Annotated in this window: 16 protein-coding genes; 10 read left to right on the top strand and 6 right to left on the bottom strand. The window is 39.7% G+C overall.

The window, feature by feature from the left end:
• The first annotated feature begins 4 nt into the window (after window positions 1-4).
• Entirely contained in the window at window positions 5-1,039 is a 1,035-nt protein-coding gene (gene hemE / locus FNN09_RS02390; protein WP_143299875.1) for a uroporphyrinogen decarboxylase, read from the top strand.
• A gap of 110 nt (window positions 1,040-1,149) precedes the next feature.
• Window positions 1,150-2,529 carry an oxygen-independent coproporphyrinogen III oxidase gene (hemN, locus tag FNN09_RS02385; protein ID WP_143299874.1) on the top strand — a complete coding sequence of 460 codons (1,380 nt, stop codon included), beginning with the start codon at window positions 1,150-1,152 and terminating at the stop codon, window positions 2,527-2,529.
• A 55-nt stretch (window positions 2,530-2,584) separates the two neighbouring features.
• Here the strand turns inward: hemN and FNN09_RS02380 are convergent, their stop codons facing one another.
• On the bottom strand, window positions 2,585-3,379 hold the full coding sequence (locus FNN09_RS02380; protein ID WP_143299873.1) for a hypothetical protein: 795 nt from the start codon (window positions 3,377-3,379) through the stop codon (window positions 2,585-2,587).
• A gap of 542 nt (window positions 3,380-3,921) precedes the next feature.
• Between FNN09_RS02380 and hemH the strand changes: the two genes are divergently transcribed.
• From hemH to FNN09_RS02355, 5 genes are read left to right on the top strand one after another with little or no spacing between them, the layout of a single operon-like run.
• On the top strand, window positions 3,922-4,839 hold the full coding sequence (hemH, locus tag FNN09_RS02375) for a ferrochelatase (RefSeq protein WP_185968822.1): 918 nt from the start codon (window positions 3,922-3,924) through the stop codon (window positions 4,837-4,839).
• A complete protein-coding gene (hemG, locus tag FNN09_RS02370) occupies window positions 4,832-6,199 on the top strand; it encodes a protoporphyrinogen oxidase (RefSeq protein WP_143299871.1) in 1,368 nt (455 codons plus the stop codon). Before hemH ends, hemG begins: the two co-directional genes overlap by 8 nt.
• Complete coding sequence (locus FNN09_RS02365; RefSeq protein ID WP_143299870.1) at window positions 6,199-6,642, top strand: hypothetical protein; 444 nt, start codon at window positions 6,199-6,201, stop codon at window positions 6,640-6,642. Before hemG ends, FNN09_RS02365 begins: the two co-directional genes overlap by 1 nt.
• Window positions 6,643-6,696: 54 nt before the next feature.
• On the top strand, window positions 6,697-7,374 hold the full coding sequence (locus tag FNN09_RS02360; protein WP_143299869.1) for a response regulator transcription factor: 678 nt from the start codon (window positions 6,697-6,699) through the stop codon (window positions 7,372-7,374).
• A gap of 45 nt (window positions 7,375-7,419) precedes the next feature.
• Entirely contained in the window at window positions 7,420-8,664 is a 1,245-nt protein-coding gene (locus FNN09_RS02355; protein WP_143299868.1) for a HAMP domain-containing sensor histidine kinase, read from the top strand.
• Here FNN09_RS02355 and FNN09_RS02350 read toward each other — a convergent pair.
• From FNN09_RS02350 to FNN09_RS02335, 4 genes are all read right to left on the bottom strand, one after another.
• Window positions 8,654-9,328, bottom strand: a complete 675-nt coding sequence (locus FNN09_RS02350; RefSeq protein ID WP_143299867.1) for an inorganic pyrophosphatase — start codon at window positions 9,326-9,328, stop codon at window positions 8,654-8,656. The genes FNN09_RS02355 and FNN09_RS02350 overlap by 11 nt on opposite strands.
• Before the next feature lie 91 nt (window positions 9,329-9,419).
• Window positions 9,420-10,067 carry an HNH endonuclease gene (locus FNN09_RS02345; RefSeq protein WP_143299866.1) on the bottom strand — a complete coding sequence of 216 codons (648 nt, stop codon included), beginning with the start codon at window positions 10,065-10,067 and terminating at the stop codon, window positions 9,420-9,422.
• 116 nt (window positions 10,068-10,183) lie between these two features.
• Complete coding sequence (locus tag FNN09_RS02340) at window positions 10,184-11,722, bottom strand: YifB family Mg chelatase-like AAA ATPase (protein ID WP_143299865.1); 1,539 nt, start codon at window positions 11,720-11,722, stop codon at window positions 10,184-10,186.
• A gap of 113 nt (window positions 11,723-11,835) precedes the next feature.
• Window positions 11,836-12,654 carry an MBL fold metallo-hydrolase gene (locus tag FNN09_RS02335; protein ID WP_185968821.1) on the bottom strand — a complete coding sequence of 273 codons (819 nt, stop codon included), beginning with the start codon at window positions 12,652-12,654 and terminating at the stop codon, window positions 11,836-11,838.
• 389 nt (window positions 12,655-13,043) lie between these two features.
• On the opposite strand from FNN09_RS02335, the gene priA reads away from it, so the two are divergent.
• Window positions 13,044-15,515, top strand: coding sequence for a primosomal protein N' (gene priA / locus FNN09_RS02330; RefSeq protein ID WP_143299863.1), 2,472 nt, complete (start codon window positions 13,044-13,046; stop codon window positions 15,513-15,515).
• A 118-nt stretch (window positions 15,516-15,633) separates the two neighbouring features.
• Here priA and lpcA read toward each other — a convergent pair whose 3' ends face one another.
• Window positions 15,634-16,209, bottom strand: coding sequence for a D-sedoheptulose 7-phosphate isomerase (gene lpcA, locus FNN09_RS02325; protein ID WP_143299862.1), 576 nt, complete (start codon window positions 16,207-16,209; stop codon window positions 15,634-15,636).
• Between the two features lie 103 nt (window positions 16,210-16,312).
• Here lpcA and FNN09_RS02320 point away from each other — a divergent pair, with 103 nt between their 5' ends.
• Window positions 16,313-17,119 (top strand): ion transporter, encoded by an 807-nt coding sequence (locus tag FNN09_RS02320; protein WP_143299861.1) that lies wholly within the window; start codon window positions 16,313-16,315, stop codon window positions 17,117-17,119.
• Between the two features lie 362 nt (window positions 17,120-17,481).
• Entirely contained in the window at window positions 17,482-17,811 is a 330-nt protein-coding gene (locus FNN09_RS02315; protein ID WP_143299860.1) for a hypothetical protein, read from the top strand.
• Window positions 17,812-17,921 lie beyond the last annotated feature (110 nt).

Here is a 17,921-nt window from a genome sequence, read left to right as displayed (position 1 = left end):
AACTATGAATAACATATTTTTAGATACAATACACGGTAAAAATACAGAGCGTCCGCCAGTATGGTTTATGCGTCAGGCAGGACGAGTATTACCCAACTACAGAGCGTTAAAAGAGAATTACACGTTTTCTGAGTTGATGGAAGATCCAAAATTAGCAGCTGAAGTAACATGGATGCCAATTTATGATTTAGGTGTTGATGCAGCCATCTTGTTTTCTGATATTTTGGTTGTGCCTGAGGCATTGGGTATGTCATTGAAATTTACAGATGCCGGGCCTGAATTTGGAGCTCCTTTACACACGTTTGATGATCCGGTGGCTCAGCTTAAGCGCGACATGAGCAAGTTGGATCATGTGTATGGTGCCATCGATAAAATCATCGAAACACGTGCCGAAGGAAAACCATTAATCGGTTTCTGCGGGGGCTTGTTAACGACCTTCTGTTTTATGTTCCGCGATAATGTGCGCGACATCACTTTTAAGAATGCCACAGAGTTTTTGTATAAAAACCGTAAGGCGAGTGAGCAGATTATTGACGCATTAGCTGAAGTGTCCATTGAGTATGCTTTAACGCAGGTGAAACATGGCGTACAGGCTTTCCAGTTGTTTGAAACCTATGGAGGCTTGATTCCTGAGGATCTGTATTTAGAGTTATTCTTACCGGCTTCTAAAAAGATATTAAATGCGGTGCGCGATGCTGGCGTGCCAACCATCTATTTCCCAAAAGATTTGGGTAATGGCATTAAAGCTATTGATAAAGAAGTGGCTGATTTTGTTGGAATCGACTGGCGAATGAGTTTGAATCATGCACGCGAAATTGTAGATCCAGAAGTTGGGTTGCAAGGTAATCTTGACCCTCGTTTATTATACGCTTCACAGCCAGAGATTGAGAAAGTATTGAATGAGAAATACCTGCCTTTCGGTCGCGATAACCAGAAATGGATATTCAACCTTGGACACGGCATTTTACCAGATCTTCCGGTTGAGAACGTAAAATTTGTTATCGACTGGGTAAAGTCGGTTGATTGGGGAAGAAAATAATTAATAATGCTTAATGGTAAAATTATCAATGTGAGTGAGCAAAACACTTCATTTGTTGTTTCATTAATAGCAATTAACCACTAATCATTAACAATTAATCATTTAGATTTATGTTACAATTTGATAGAAACCTATTGGAAAAATACAATATTGCCGGGCCACGCTACACCAGTTATCCGCCTGCTACATTTTTTCATGAGGAGTATGGGAATGAGAATTACAAGGAGAGTGTGATTCTATCAAATGACGAGAAGCCTGAGAACGTATCAGTGTATGTGCACATCCCTTTTTGTCCGCAACTGTGTACTTTTTGCGGCTGCACCACTTACACCGGCATGGGGCAAAGTACCATTGAAAAGTACATTGATGTGCTGATTAAGGAAATAGAATTGGTATCTCAGGATGTTTCAAAAGATCGCAAGCTTACTCAGGTGCATTGGGGAGGAGGAACACCAAATGCTATTTCGGCCGACCTTATTCGCAAGGTAACCGATACCATAAAGGCTAATTTTAATTTTGCCGATGAGTATGAAATGGCCATGGAATGTAGCCCGGCTTACCTCGATTTCGACATGGTAGATCAGCTTCGCGACATGGGTTTTAACCGCATTAGTCTGGGTATTCAGGATTTTAAAAAGGAAGTGCTCGCAGCCATTAACCGTCGCCCAGCAAAGGTGCCGGTTGGCGAAATGATTACTTACCTGCGTAAAATTGGTTTTACAGGTATCAACCTCGATTTGGTGTATGGCTTGCCTTTTCAAACGCAAGAAACATTCAAAGAAACAGTTGCTGAAGCACTGGCAGCCAATCCCGATCGATTAGTGACATTCTCATATGCTCACATCCCTACGGTTATTAAACGTCAGCGCACACTAGAGCAATACGGATTGCCTACGCCAAACGAAAAAATATCGATGCTGGAAGATGCCTACAACATGGCCATTGAGGCAGGTTACGTAGCCATTGGCATGGATCATTTTGCTCGTCCTGATGATGAGTTTGCCATTGCTTTAGATGAGAAAAAATTGCATCGCAATTTTCAAGGCTACTGCACACTCGAGAAAACAGGTCAGGTATATGGCTTTGGTACATCGAGCATCAGCCAGTTATTTAATGCCTACAGCCAAAACGAAAAAACCATTAAGAAATACATGGAACGTGTTGAGGCAGGCGGACGAGCTGTGGTTCGTGGCTATCGCTTAAATCAAGATGAGCAGATTATCCGTCAGGTAATTAATGAGTTAATGTGTAACTATTATGCCGACTTCAAGCAAATAGCTGCAGATTTTTCGGTAAGCATCGATCAAGTATATTCAGCAGTTGAGTTTGCCGAAGAAAAAGTGCAGTCTTTTATTGATGATAATTTGCTTGAGATAAAGGATGATGCTTTTACGGTTCAAGGACAAGGACGTTATGTCATTCGTAACATCGCCATGGCATTTGACCCTGCATTAAAGAAAGGTAAAGGCCAGTATTCAAAAACCGTTTAAAAAAAATGTTATAAGCGTGTGTAATTCTTCACTCAATAGGAGGACTATACACGCTTTACCTATCGTTACCACAGAACCTTATCTTTACTCCAACATTAAAAAAAAGATAGTTATCTTCCTTAAAATAGTCCTGATATGAAACCCCAATCATTGGACAAATATCTATTTCTCCTTTATTAACCAATCTATAATCTACAGTAAATTTAAACTCTTGCCTATAACGCTCTTCTGTCTTCTTTGCTGTCCAGCGGTAGTTAGATGTTACATTGAGTCTGTTTTTCAACAGATGCACATCAGCCCCCAAAGAACTTTCAAAATAACTTACATTAGGCTCTAGCAGAGCTGTGAATCCAATACCATAATTCAACTTGACTATGTCCACTGGAATTCGCAAAATAAAAACTTGCCAGTCAAAAGATTTCAATGAACCAGTATAATCATGTATAAGTGAATATCGAAGGTCAGAAGCTACAATACCCCAATTTACTCTGAGGGATGGAGTTAAAGTTAAAGCACTTAGATTGGTTCCGTAATCAACACCAACCACTGTAGAGATCAGGTTCGGATATTTGTCCATATCAGATAAAACATGTCTTTGTGCCTCAACTGTTACTATACTTACACCTTTAATAATTCCTAAAAAGATTTCTGCCATCAAACTTTCACCAAAACTCATATCGTCAGAATAAAAGCTCGACACATTATCATCTTCATCGCTACAAGAACCACTGGTATTCTGATTACTTTCCTCAGCTACATTTTCCTTAATATTCTTAACTTGTGATAAGGTGATAGCTTTGGTTGAACAAAACACCACAACTAAAAATAAATATTTAAAAAAACATTTCATTTTTATAGCTGTTAAGGTTCATTAGTATGACAACTCAAAGTACTTACACACTAATCCTTTTTACACAAAAAACATAGTTGTAATGGCAACAGATGAAAAATCAGGTCTCAATAAGTGTAGTTAAATAAAAATAAGACTTGTTAGAAGAGATTAAACAAACCCTTATTGAATAAAGAACCATTAATTTAACTATACAGCATTGCTTCAAACTCTCCCTTTGCAGGAGAGTTTTTTTATACCCATACTACACCTGAAATTTTTACTCAGGTAAGAAACGATTTTGTCACCTAAGACAAATCAATTTATCACCTGTGTAAAATCATTTTGTCACAGGTGACAAATTCAAGATTCTAAGCTTACAAATTCAACAAACACATATAACTCTCATTTTCTACAACTTATCACCTAACATTTCACACCATATAGCAAGGCATTGAAGTGTATCAAAAGGCTCAATTTTATTTCATTAAATTGTCAACCTTTCTACTTATCTTGTTGTTGAATTGTTGGAAAGAAAAAGTCAACTAAATCACACAATGAACATGAAGGGAATACTATTAGTGAATATGGGCGGACCACAATCAATTAGTGAAATGCGCCTGTTTCTAAAAAACATGTTTAGCGATAAATACATACTACCACTTCCATTGGGATTAAGGCAGTTTGTTGCCAATATGATTGCCAAGAAAAGGCACCCTAAGTCATGGGAAAAGTATCAATTAATAGGTGGCACTCCCATTATTAAGCACACCGAAGCTACGGGTAAAGCTTTGCAGGCGGAAGCCAACATGCCGGTTTACACAGCCTATTCTTATACTCCTCCGTTTATTGCCGATGTGATGGAACAAATGGTAGCGGATGGTATTGATAAAATGGATGTACTAACCATGTATCCGCAGGCCAGCGATACCACTACCTCATCGGTATTTACCGATGTTCGAAAAGCTGCCAAGAAACTCAAGAGCTTGCGTATACGCGAAATTTGCGACTACAGTGTGCATCCCACATTTTTAGAGTATTGGCAAACACTCATTGAAGAGCATATTGCACAGCAAGGCATTGAAGATCCCTTATTACTATTCACAGCTCATGCCATACCACTTTACGGCGTTAAGCGGGGCGATAAATACCCCGATACGGTTCGTCACATGGCTAAACGCTTAGCCGACATTATGGACCGACCCTATGAAGTGGCCTTTCAGTCGCGCGTTGGTCCAGTAAAATGGGTTGGCCCCGATACCGATGACCATTTGGAAGAATTAGTTTCCAACGGAACTAAAAACGTAGTGATGATACCTGTCAGTTTCACTACCGAATGTTTGGAAACAGTTTACGATTTAAATATAAAACTGGTTGATATATACAAAAACGATGAGCGTGTACAGCACATTTCAAGGGTGGAAATACCTGTGGCTCATCCGCTTTTTATTGAAACACTTAAACGAGTGATTAATGAGTAATCAACATTATCAGGTAGTAATATTAGGTGCAGGAGTCACAGGCTTAACCTTAGCTCATCACCTTAAAAAACAAAATATCAGCTTTAAAGTGCTGGAGCAAAATAATCGCCACGGTGGGGTTGTAAATACCCAAAGTGAAAAGGGTTTTGTATACGAGTCTGGTCCCAACTCCGGCATTGTATCGCAGCCCGAAGTAGTGGCTTTATTTGATGACTTGGGCGACAAGATAAAAATTGAAAAGGGCAACGATCTGGTTAAGATACGCTATGTACTAAAAAATGGTCAATGGCAGGCTCTCCCCCACAGTCCTATCTCTGCCATTTCTACACCCCTGTTTTCTTTAAAAGATAAGTTCAGAATTTTAGGTGAACCTTTCCGCAAAAAAGGCAGCAATCCAGATGAATCATTAGCTGAATTGGTAAAGCGCCGCATGGGCAATAGTTTTTTAGATTATGCCATTGACCCATTTATTTTGGGTATTTACGCAGGCGACCCGGCACAATTGGCAACGCGCCATGCCATGCCTAAGCTTTATAACTTGGAACAGAAATACGGCAGTTTTATTGGCGGTGCACGTAAAAAAGCCAAAGAACCTAAGACCGAATTGGAAAAACGTACCGATCGTGCCGTGTTTTCCTTTGAGGGAGGTCTTAGCAAACTATGCGATGCTTTATTAAATAGTGCCGGCCCAGATCACTTTCAGTTTAATACTTCTGAAGCAAGGATTACTCCTTTGGATAAGGGTTATCAAATAAGCTATCTATTAGATGGCGAAACGCAAACAGTAACAACTGATAAAGTTGTTAGCACCTTTGGCTCAGTTGGCCTGGAAAAAACATTGCCTTTTATTGAGCAAAAACAAATGCAAAACCTTACCAACCTAAAGTACGCTCGTGTGGTGGAGGTTTCACTGGGTTTTGATCAGTGGGATGGCAGAGCCCTAGATGGTTTTGGCGGTTTAATTCCACACAAAGAACAAAGGCAGTTGCTTGGGGTGCTGTTTATGTCCTCCTTATTTAAAAACCGCGCTCCTAAAGGTGGTGCCTTACTAACCATTTTTATGGGTGGCATACGTAACGAGCAATTGTGCGATCTCAACGATGAGGAATTACTAGCTGTACTGGAATCAGAAGTATGCGACTTAATGGAGCTACCACATTTTAATCCATCAATGATTAAAATTAAACGATACTCACATGCCATTCCGCAATATGGCATCAATTCCGACGAACGTTTTAAAGCCATTGAAGAGGTACAAAATAACTACCCTGGATTAATCATTGCTGGTAATCTGCGTGATGGCATTGGCATGGCCGACCGCATTAAGCAAGCCACTTTGATCGCTAAAGAAATTCTATAATGAAAGGTTTTATACTTATACTTCATATTATAACAAGTATAATGGCCTTTATTATTACAGGCATTATCCTTTTTAGAGCCATTGGTGGCCTGCTAAAGAAATATGAACTTAAGCAATTGGATGTTAAGCTACCTTTTGTGGCCACTATACTGCTTTACCTCCAATTTGTTTTGGGCACCATCCTCTTTATTATGTACATGGTCGAATTTAGCAGTGGAGAAGTTAATGTGTATCAAAATCAGGTATTGAAAGGACGCTTTTGGGCCGTCGAACACTTCATCCTAATGGTTTTTACACTTGTTGTGAGCCATATTGGTTGGATTTTTGCCAAAAGCAACCATACACCACGACTCATATTTAAAAAGAATTTTCTGTATTTTGGCATAGCATGTACCATGATAACTGTTTCTATGGTGATGAACATTGTCAGGTATGCTATTTAAATTTTGAACCCCGACCGCTGACGATTGTCTTTGGTCTATCCGCTTGAAGAAAAAATGAAGATACTAATAGTAGAAGACGAACCGCAACTGGCACAAAGCATTCAGCAATTTATTCTTTCTGAAGGCCATAGCTGCGAATTGGCCGACAATTTGTCTACTGCCCTCTACTTAGTAGATAATCTGTTTGACATCATCATTCTTGATTTAAATCTACCCGATGGCAATGGACTGGAAGTTATCAAGAAAGTAAAAAGTAAAGGCATGCAAACAGGCGTTATTGTGGTTTCGGCGCGCGATAGTTTGGAGAATAAAATTGAAGGTTTGGAGTTGGGTGCCGACGACTACCTTACTAAGCCGTTTCAGATGGCAGAACTCAATGCCCGTTTAAAATCACTGGTACGACGCGTTCACTTTAAAGGTGAAGAGAACATTGTGTTTAATGAATTAGAGATAACACCAAGTGAGCTTTTGGTAAAAGTTAATGGACAAGCGATAGACCTTACCAAAAAGGAGTTTGATTTACTCATGTACTTTATTGCGAATAAAAACAGGGTACTAACAAAAACAGGTATTGGCGAGCACATGTCAAAAGATTTTATGGATTACGGCTTTACCGATGACCTTATTTATTCGCACATTAAAAACTTACGTAAGAAACTTATTAAGGCGGGCTGTGATGACTACATCAAGAATGTATACGGTGTAGGCTATAAGTTTACCGATTCAAATTAAAAACCACTTATACTTATTCCATCATTAATTATTAAACTTAGTTGAATGAAATTATTAACGAAAACCGGACTCAACTTCATATCTGCCAGCATCTTTTTCTTTTTCATTGGTAGTTTAGGAGGTTATTACTTTATCCGCTATGCCGTTAATAAAATGTTTAATAACGAGCTATTGGAAGCACAACAACAAGTGGAGCAGCATAACAATACCTTATTAACTTATGCCGATGTTTCCATTGACACCTTAGCACTTTCACTTAATACAGAACAGTATAGCTTTACCGACACAGTAATGCATAATGGCGATGGTAATTTTGAATTCTATCGCAAGCTCTCCTTGCTAAAGCCCATTAACGAAGCACAGGCGGTCAACTATACAGTCATCAGATCCACTGCACCATCTGACCTAATGGTGATGAAGTTTACACTCATGCTCACTGTGTTTCCAATTATCTTCTTCCTGATTTTATATCTGGTCAACAGAGCATCAACCAAATATTCGCTTACGGTCTTTTACGACACCATCAATAAATTACGCGTGTTTGATGTCAATAAAGAAAACCGACTTGACTTAATGACCTCTGACATTGATGAGTTTGAACAACTCAATGAAGTGTTTAGTGCCATGGATAAAAAGATTAAGGAGGATTATGAACGTTTGAAAGAGTACACCGAAAATACATCGCACGAACTACAAACTCCCTTGGCCATTATTAACACTAAGCTCGATGAATTAATTCAGGCTGATAACCTGCGCGAAGAACAGATTCAATCCATTGCGGGTTTAATTGAAACAACCAACCGACTATCAAAAACCAATCAGGCCTTAATATTTTTAGCCAAACTGGATAACCGCGTATTTGCCAATGCGCAAAGTGTGAGCTTTAACGATGTTGTACAAACAGAGCTTGAAAATCTGGAGCCACTTATTTCGGAGGCTAAGTTAAAAGTTGAAATGACATCGACAGACCGCTTATTGGCAAACATGAACCCATCGTTGGCTCATACATTGATGCAGAATTTATTGAAAAATGCTATTCGCCATAATATACCTGATGGATATATTCGCATCTCCATTAAACAACAACAGCTTGAGATTACCAACAGTGGACAGGTGGTAAGCTACGAACCGGAGCAAATGTTTGGCCGATTCAAAAAAAACAGCCAACACCCACAGTCCTTGGGCATTGGCCTTTCTATTGTAAAACGTATTTGCGATATCTCCGACATAGTGATCAACTATGATCAAAAAGATAAAGAACACATATTTAAACTCGACTTTAGTAAGTAGAAAGCGCAGCACGCAATCCCTCAAAGCGATTTTCGTAATCAGTTAATGACAATTTAATCACTTCCTTTGCTTCCTCAGCATTGTACACATGTGTGATTTCCGATTCGTTACTCAAACCTGGCATATCTTTGTACGTTAGAAAATAGTGTTTCAAACGCTTAATTACCATTTCAGGTAATTCACTAATATCTTTATACTCGCCGTACACCACGTCATTCTGCAGTACCGATATAATTTTATCATCGGCCTGGTTACCATCCAGCATTCGAAAACCTCCAATAGGAATGGCTTGTGCCAACACATCCCCATGCGGAATATCTTTTTCTGTCAACACCAAAATATCCAATGGATCACCATCCCCAATAATGTCTTTCTTACCCGATTTTTCGGCACAATACTTACCCACAAGTGTACCACAGTATGTTTGAGGTATAAAACCATAAGGAGCAGGCACCACGTTAGAGTATTTCTGGGGACGATCAATACGAAGGTATCCACTTTTCTTATCTACCTCGTATTTAATGGTATCGGTGGGCACCACTTCAATAAAACAAGTCAGCTGATCAGGTGCTTTATCACCGATATCTACCCCATGCCAGGGATGAGATTTATACCGTAAGCCCATTAAGCGTCCAATCGGATCCATTAAGCTATTTGAAGTCATATTTTTCTTTTTTGTTGATTTTGGAATGCTTATTAAACAAGCATACTACTCGATTGTTTATCGAAGCCCAAAATGAGATAGAAGTCATGACTTATTCCGATGCGGCAAACTGTTTTTTCCACTTTAATATTGTTTCGTAGCGAATACCGGTGCTCTTTGCCACTTCAACCGGACGAAACTTCATTAATAACTTACGTACCATCTCTTTATGCTCTTGACTGTAGCGTGGCGAGGCGGATTTTTGCTTGCAGTAGCGTTTACGTATGCGGGCAATACTCATCTCAGACACCCCATATTCGGCACTTAGTACTTTCGCCGTTTCACCACCATCCAAACGTGCAGCAATTTTAACCGCATCGTCGCCACTTAATTTTGAAGTACCCCTGTAATTAGGATTTTTCAGCTCTTCCTTGCGAGTAGCACGCATCCGCTCTATGGCGTCCTGCCTATTACCCCATTTAAGGTTCGAATAGTGGTTATTCAAGGTATTGTGATCGATATGAAACACCATTTTATTGGATACTGGCTTAGGGTTGCGTACAAATGCTTGCGCCACCAAGCGGTGCACATATAAGCGTTGTCCTTCAATGGATACCTGCATGTAACCATAGCGATGACTCTTATCTTTGATTAAGGATTGGTGTTTAAGCTCTTGATTATAGCGCACCTCACCATTTTCAGAAACAGACACTTCGCCCCTAACTCCAATTACTTTAATTATTTTTGTTTCCCTTTTCATCCCGTGAGCCTTTAAAATTCCCTGTTCGAAAGGCACTCCTATTAATAATAACTCACAAGTACTCAGAATGTTTAATCAACACGCTTTTGGAAATAATAACTAGTCCATAAAAACCTCTACATACCCCAGTTAGAGCGGTCTAAACTTCGGTACTGCACCGCTTCCGCCACATGGTGTACCTCAACCGTTTCACAGTTTTCCAAATCAGCAATCGTTCTCGATACTTTCAAAATACGGTCATAAGCTCTAGCCGATAAGTCCAGCTTCTCCATCGCCATCTTTAATATTTGCATACCTTCTTCGTTTGGCGTTGCGTATTGTGCCAATTGCCTGCTACTCATTTGTGCATTGCAATGAACGGTGTCATGCGCCTCAAAACGTTGATTCTGTATTTTTCGAGCACGCATTACTCTTTCTCGAACAGCAACGCTATTTTCTGATGGGGCCGCTTCTGCCAACTTATTAAAGGGGACAGGCACTACTTCAATGTGTAAATCAATTCGATCCAATAATGGTCCCGATATCTTACTCAGGTATTTTTGCACAACACCCGGACTACAAACACACTTCTTCTCTGGATGATTAAAATAACCACATGGGCAGGGATTCATTGATGATACCAGCATAAAACTAGCAGGATAATCAATGGTAAAACGAGCACGTGATATACTAATTCGACGATCTTCTAATGGCTGTCGCATTACTTCCAAAACAGTTCGCTTAAATTCTGGTAATTCATCCAGAAACAAAACGCCATTATGAGCCAATGATATTTCTCCTGGCTGTGGAAATGAACCTCCGCCCACAAGCGCGACATCGCTTATAGTATGGTGGGGCGAACGAAATGGTCGCTGAGTTACTAAGGCAGTTTCATTACCAGTTTTGCCGGCTACCGAATGTATTTTAGTTGTTTCCAAAGCTTCATCTAAGGTTAAGGGAGGCAATATATTAGCCAGACGCTTTGCCAACATGGATTTACCAGCTCCCGGAGGTCCAATCATAATCAGATTATGACCGCCAGCAGCGGCTATCTCTAATGATCGCTTAACACTTTCTTGCCCTTTTACATCGGAGAAATCGAAGTCAACAGCCTGTGTGCCTTTTTCAAATTCCTTTACCGTATCAACTCGCACAGGCTCACACTCCTCATCATCTTCTAAAAACCGAATAACCTGTTTAATATTTTCAAAACCATAAATATCAATCCCTTCAACCACTGCTGCTTCACGCGCATTCTCCAGTGGTAAAACACATCCCTTAAAACCCTCTTCCTTTGCTCGAATGGCCATTGGCAACACCCCCTTAACAGGTTGCAAACTGCCATCCAATGACAATTCTCCCATCAGTATATAATCACTCAATTTATGATGAACAATTTGTGTTGATGCCGCCAACACTCCAATGGCCAAAGGCAGGTCATAAGCAGCTCCCTCCTTACGAATATCAGCAGGGGCCATATTAATAACAATCTTATGTCCCGGCCACTTATAACCGCACTCTTTCAAAGATGAGTCTATGCGCTGATGACTCTCTTTTACAGCATTATCGGGCAATCCAACAAGAAAAAAACGGATACCTTTAGAAACATTAACTTCAATAGTTATGGTGTAGGCATCTATGCCGCTAACGGCCGAGCCAAAGGTTTTTACAAGCATGGTTAAAAATTTTATTGTTAAGATATTAAAAATACTTTACAACAACACACTTGATTATTGAGTTTCTATAGGACTGATGACACCATCACTTAACAGACTTATTATAAAATCATTTACCACTCAAGCTGACCTCCACTACCCATATACTCCACCTTATTTGGAAAGTAGCTTTCAAAAACCTGAAAAGCCTTCGCGCCGGTGCAATGATTCAGAGCCCATTTCTCAATGTTAAAATTAGACAGCTCATTTACAATTGGTAAAATAAAATCGGCGCTACACCCGTGCAAATGAATACCGCCCGCCACGCAGCTAAAAACTTCGACATTAAATCGCTCTTTCACATGATGCAGAATATTAACGATACCCGTATGCGCACAGCCACATAAAAGCAACGTTTTGTTGCCATGATCAGCTACCAAAACAATCTCATCATCAAATGGATCAGGAACATAAGCACCTGCTTGTTTAACAACTAATCGATCATTAACGGCATTAAAACCCTCACGGCGAGGTATGGAGCACACCAAATTTAAACCCTCAGCTAATTGATAATCCTCCGTAATAAAAACAATTCGATGTAAATACTTTGCCAAGTCACTTCGCCAAGGAGTGCCATTTTCTTTAACCATTACAGATGATCGAGAGAAGCGTTGCCTTAAAGTGTTTTTATGAACCAATAGTTTGGCTTTGCTATTCAGCTTAAAAAATTCAGGCAATCCACCCGAGTGGTCGTAATGACCGTGACTCAAAACCACAAAATCAACATCGCTCATGTCAATACCCATTTTTAGGGCATTGGATAAAAACTTACCCGACTGCCCAGTATCAAACAGCACATTAAGTCCATCTTGCTCCAGCAAAAAAGAAAGGCCGTGTTCGCACTGGACTTGTTTACGGCTCTGCTTATTGTCAATTAATGTCGTCAGTCTCATAGTGTAGCAAATGATTATACGAATGTAGCAATTCGCTTTACTAATTAAAACCATTAACAAAAGCCTTATCCGTTTAACCCGGATTATGAATTAGAATGTCGTTATGAACATTGGAAGTGCAATTATTGCGATAAGTGAAAGTAGAGCTAAGCTTGCTTAAGCTATGCTGAACGAAGCAAGAATCAGATACTAATAAAAAAAGGTTTTATCGAAACGAGGCATAGCACCGTTCTGGTGAGTTGAGATGAAACAACGAAGTGACTTGTTTTGAAGCAATTTCAATGTGTAATAGATTTTCTAATGCATATTGCGGGTTTAAGCGGCTTCTCTCATAGGACTACCTAAAAAACGAATGAACTATTGTATCTTTACCACCTCAAGAATAATGCATGAATTACCAACCACTATTTGCCGATATTATATTACCTGTGCCTTTACCAAGGCTATTTACCTATTCTATTCCAGCCGATCAATCTCATTTAATTGCAGTTGGCAAACGAGTAGTGGTTCCTTTTGGCAAGAAAAAAGTGTATTCAGGCATTGTTTATCACCTGCATCATAACAAACCCGAAGAGTACGAAACCAAGGACATCAGTTCAATTTTGGATGAGGAAGCGGTGGTAAATGCTTTTCAACTAAAATTTTGGGACTGGATTGCCGACTATTACCAGTGTACACTTGGGGAGGTTTATAAAGCAGCCTTACCCTCAGGCTTGAAAATGGAAAGTGAAACACGCATTATTTACAATGCTGATTTTGTTGCGGAGTCCCCCTTATCCGATAGAGAAAACAAAATACTTGATATTATAGCAGGCAAAAAAGTATGTTCCATTAACGATGTTAATCAACTAAGTGGATTAAAAAACAGCTTACCAATAATTAAACGTCTGCTAGAGTACAATGCGGTTTTTATTAACGAGCGGCTAAAGGAAAGTTATAAAGCCAAAACCGAGAAACTAATTTCACTTCATCCAAAATGTCAATCGGAAGAGGTACTTCAAACTACTTTTGATCAATTATCGCGTGCTCCCAAGCAGCAGGAGTTATTAATGACCCTCTTATCGCAAGTTGGTGGTTTAAACGGAGCCATTACCAACAATGTTGTAGCCAAGGCCGAATTGCTTAAAAAGGCCAATGCCAGTGCTGCTGCCTTAAAGGAACTCTGCAACAAGGAGGTTTTATTAGAACAAGAGCGAGCGATCGACCGAATTGATTTAGCTGAGAAAGAAGTGCAAATGGCCAATGCCCTTAGCGAGGTTCAACAAACCGCTTATGACGAAATTAAAACAAGCTTTGAAACCCACGCTGTAACACTATTACATGGCGTTACCTCAGGTGGTAAAACCGAGATATACATTCACCTGATTGAGGAGCAACTCAAATTGGGCAAACAAGTACTGTACCTCCTACCAGAGATTGCACTAACAACGCAAATAACATCGCGATTACTCAAGCACTTTGGCAATAAAATGGGCATCTACCATAGTAAGTTTGCCGATGCAGAACGGGTAGAGGCATGGCAAAACCTTCAAAAGCAAAAAAATTACCAATTGATTGTGGGCGTTCGCTCATCCATCTTTCTACCGTTTAGCAATTTAGGCTTAATCATTGTTGATGAGGAACATGAAAATACCTACAAGCAATTTGATCCTGCTCCCCGCTACCATGCACGCGATGCTGCCATCGTATTAAGCAGTTTGTTTGGTGCCAAAACACTTTTAGGAACAGCCACCCCATCTATTGAATCGTATTACAACGCACAACAGGGCAAATATGCTTTGGTTGAGCTATTGCAACGATTTGAGGGCATTGAAATGCCAGAGATTAAGGCTGTTGATGTGCGTGAGGCCAAGCGAAAAAAGCAGATGAACTCACATTTCTCACCCATGTTATTAGAGAAAATTGATGAGGCACTGCAAAAGGGCGAACAAGTCATCTTATTTCAAAACCGCCGGGGTTTTAGTCCGTTTATTGAGTGCGGACAATGTGCTTATGTGGCCAAGTGTACCAATTGCGATGTAAGCATGACTTACCACAAACACTTGAATCAATTGGTGTGTCATTATTGTAACCATAGTACACCATTACCTACTGTTTGTCCGGCATGTCATAGTCCTGCCATTGAAACCAGAGGTTTTGGAACCGAGAAAATTGAAGAAGAAATGAGCCTGCTTTATCCCGACCATAAAGTTGCTCGAATGGATTTGGATACAACCAAAAGCAAGGCAGGCTACGATAAAATCATCAAGAAATTTGAAGATGGCGAAGTACACATACTAATTGGCACTCAAATGATTTCCAAAGGACTGGATTTTGACAATGTGAGTGTGGTAGGCATTCTTAATGCTGATAACATGCTTAACTACCCAGATTTCAGAGCTTTTGAACGCAGCTACCAGTTAATGACACAGGTAAGTGGAAGAGCAGGTAGAAAACGCAAAAGAGGCTTGGTAATTTTACAAACATCCAACCCTAAGCATCCGGTAATTATGGATGTAATTAACCACAACTTCATTCAGCATTACAAGGGGCAATTGGAAGAAAGGCAAGCGTTTAAATACCCACCATTTTATCGCCTTATCTACATCACCATCAAACACAAAGAACCGCAAGTATGCAACAAAGCATCAGCTTTACTTGCCGACCAATTGCGTGTAATCTTTGGCAGTCGTGTCCTAGGTCCACAAGCACCCGTTATTAACCGGATTCAGAACTTGTTTATAAAAAAGGTATTAATAAAACTGGAAAAGAAAGCATCACCCAACAAGGTTAAACACCTTATGCGTGAAGCTATTTTTAGCTTACAGGCACAGCCGCAATTTCGCTCTGTTACCTTCCAGATAGATGTTGATCCTGCTTAATTATAATACCGCATACTCATCAAAATATGCCTTTAGTGCATTCCAGTTCTAAAGCCACTTTGATGATGTAACGACATTACACCAGCACATAATGAAATATAAATGTTGTAAGACTGTGCTATACAACTTTCGATTCAATGTATTGAATTAATACATGAATTATTTTAATGTGTATCTCCTGAATGCGGTCTGAATAACCCTGATGAGGCGCGCGCAATTCAATATCGGCCACTTCAGCCAACTCACCGCCACTTTTCCCGGTTAAAGCAATCACCGTCATTCCTTTTTCTTTAGCGGCCCTGGCCGCATTAAGTACGTTTGTTGAGTTGCCACTTGTGCTAATGGCCAACAAAACATCATTACTTTGTCCCACAGCCTCAACATAACGTGAGAAGATGTAATCAAAACCATAATCGTTACCAACACAGGTAATGTGCGTTGGGTCGGCAATAGCAATAGCAGCCAAACCAGGTCGATTATCACGAAAACGCCCCGTTAGCTCTTCAGCAAAATGCATGGCATCACTCATTGACCCGCCATTACCACACGAAATGATCTTCGCAGATTTATGCAGAGCACTCACCATTAGATCACCAGCAGCAAGCATTTTCTCCCAGTTACTATCCTCAGCCATAAAACGCTCTAATACAGCTTGTGCTTCTTTAAATTCCGTGATTATATCGTCTCGTGTCATAATTGTGTTTTACGCTGTAAAAGTACAATGGCTTTTCTAAACTTAAAATTTTTTTTCGCTGAAAGGCTTCTTATCTTTGAGATGACACATTCAGCATAAAATTATGACCTCACTTCAACGTCGCTTGCACAAAGTCATTTTTGAAGCAGATACCAAAACAGGTAAACGCTTCGATATTTTTCTAATTGCCTTAATAGTCTTTAGTATTGTTGTGGTAATGATTGAGAGTGATGATCAAATTGCTCCGCAAGCCGACAAGTGGTTAAATATAGCCGAATGGATTGTTACGATACTCTTTACTGCAGAATACTTCTTGCGTATATGGATCGTTGACAAACCACGGAAATATATCTTTTCCTTTTTTGGCATCATCGACCTACTATCCATCCTACCTACATTTTTAGGCTTAATACTTGGCGGCACTCATTTTCTTATTGTAGTTCGTTCATTACGCTTAATACGAATATTTAGAGTTTTAAAACTAACGCGCTACGTTAAAGAAGCCAGCGCTTTGTGGAAGGCTTTGGTTCTGGCACGTAATAAAATTGGTGTTTTCCTGTTTGTGGTACTTATTCTGGTAACCATACTTGGTACCATTATGTATATTATTGAAAACCCACACAACGAGGGGTTCCGCAGTATACCCGAAAGTCTCTATTGGGCCATAGTTACCCTCACAACAGTTGGCTACGGAGATATAGCTCCAATTACCGTATTCGGTAAGTTTATTGCTGGGTTTATAATGATTATTGGTTACGCTATTATTGCAGTACCAACAGGTATTGTTACCAGCGAACTCATTAACACTCAAACAACACCAAGCACTTCACGCTCATGCCCATCCTGCCTCGAAGAAGGACATGATCAAGAAGCTAGTTTCTGCAAATATTGTGGTCATAAACTTATTTGAAACGAGCCATGAGAATAGCTTCTCACACAGGAGCATGATTAATTTGGCGAGTTCCATCCCGATAAATCGGGACAAGTAGTGGCAATTAAATACAAAACGATAAACACATGAAAAAGTTATTAATAAAATCTTCACAATAGCTGTTGGTAAATCACTAATGCCTCACAATCAATTCATATCAGACACTTAATCAACACAAGCTCACCTGCTTTTCTTATAATTAACGATTACTTGTTATCTTTGCATTGGTGCAGATGCAAACAACTATTTGTTGCATAACAATGGCCGAACTCTGAAAACAACATAAAGTGTTTAAATACACCTTATACTCAATCAGGTTCTTCCATATAAAATTAAATAGGATGAAGTTTACATTTTCAAAAGTTTCACGTCATCGTGTTTTTCAACACGACCCCATCTATTACGATGAGCAGAAGGAAAAACAAGAAGCACGCCAACGAAGGATAAAGGAAGAATTGGGTCTTTTATCGGAGGAGGAAAAGGAAACAGGTTATGCCAATCGGATAAAAGGAGGCATGCGCCGACGCCTGAAATCGCATTACGAAGTATCGAGAAGTGAAAAAAAACGTTCCAATCTGCGCTTGGTGGCTATTCTAATTGTCTTGATGATACTGGGTTTTTACCTCATACAAGAAGCCATGACATGGATGGAAACATTCTTTGTTGAGTAAACCATCTATTATCAACATAATGATACGATGCCTCAAGGGGCATACGATTTCATGCCTAATTGTACCACACCTATTTACAACAAATTATCTGCCCAGATAAAACACAAAAA

The sequence above is a fragment of the Carboxylicivirga sp. M1479 genome (assembly GCF_007097485.1).
Classification (GTDB): Bacteria; Bacteroidota; Bacteroidia; order Bacteroidales; family Marinilabiliaceae; genus Carboxylicivirga.
Note: the sequence above shows the minus strand (reverse complement) of the source record. Positions and strands in the feature narration are given on the sequence as shown.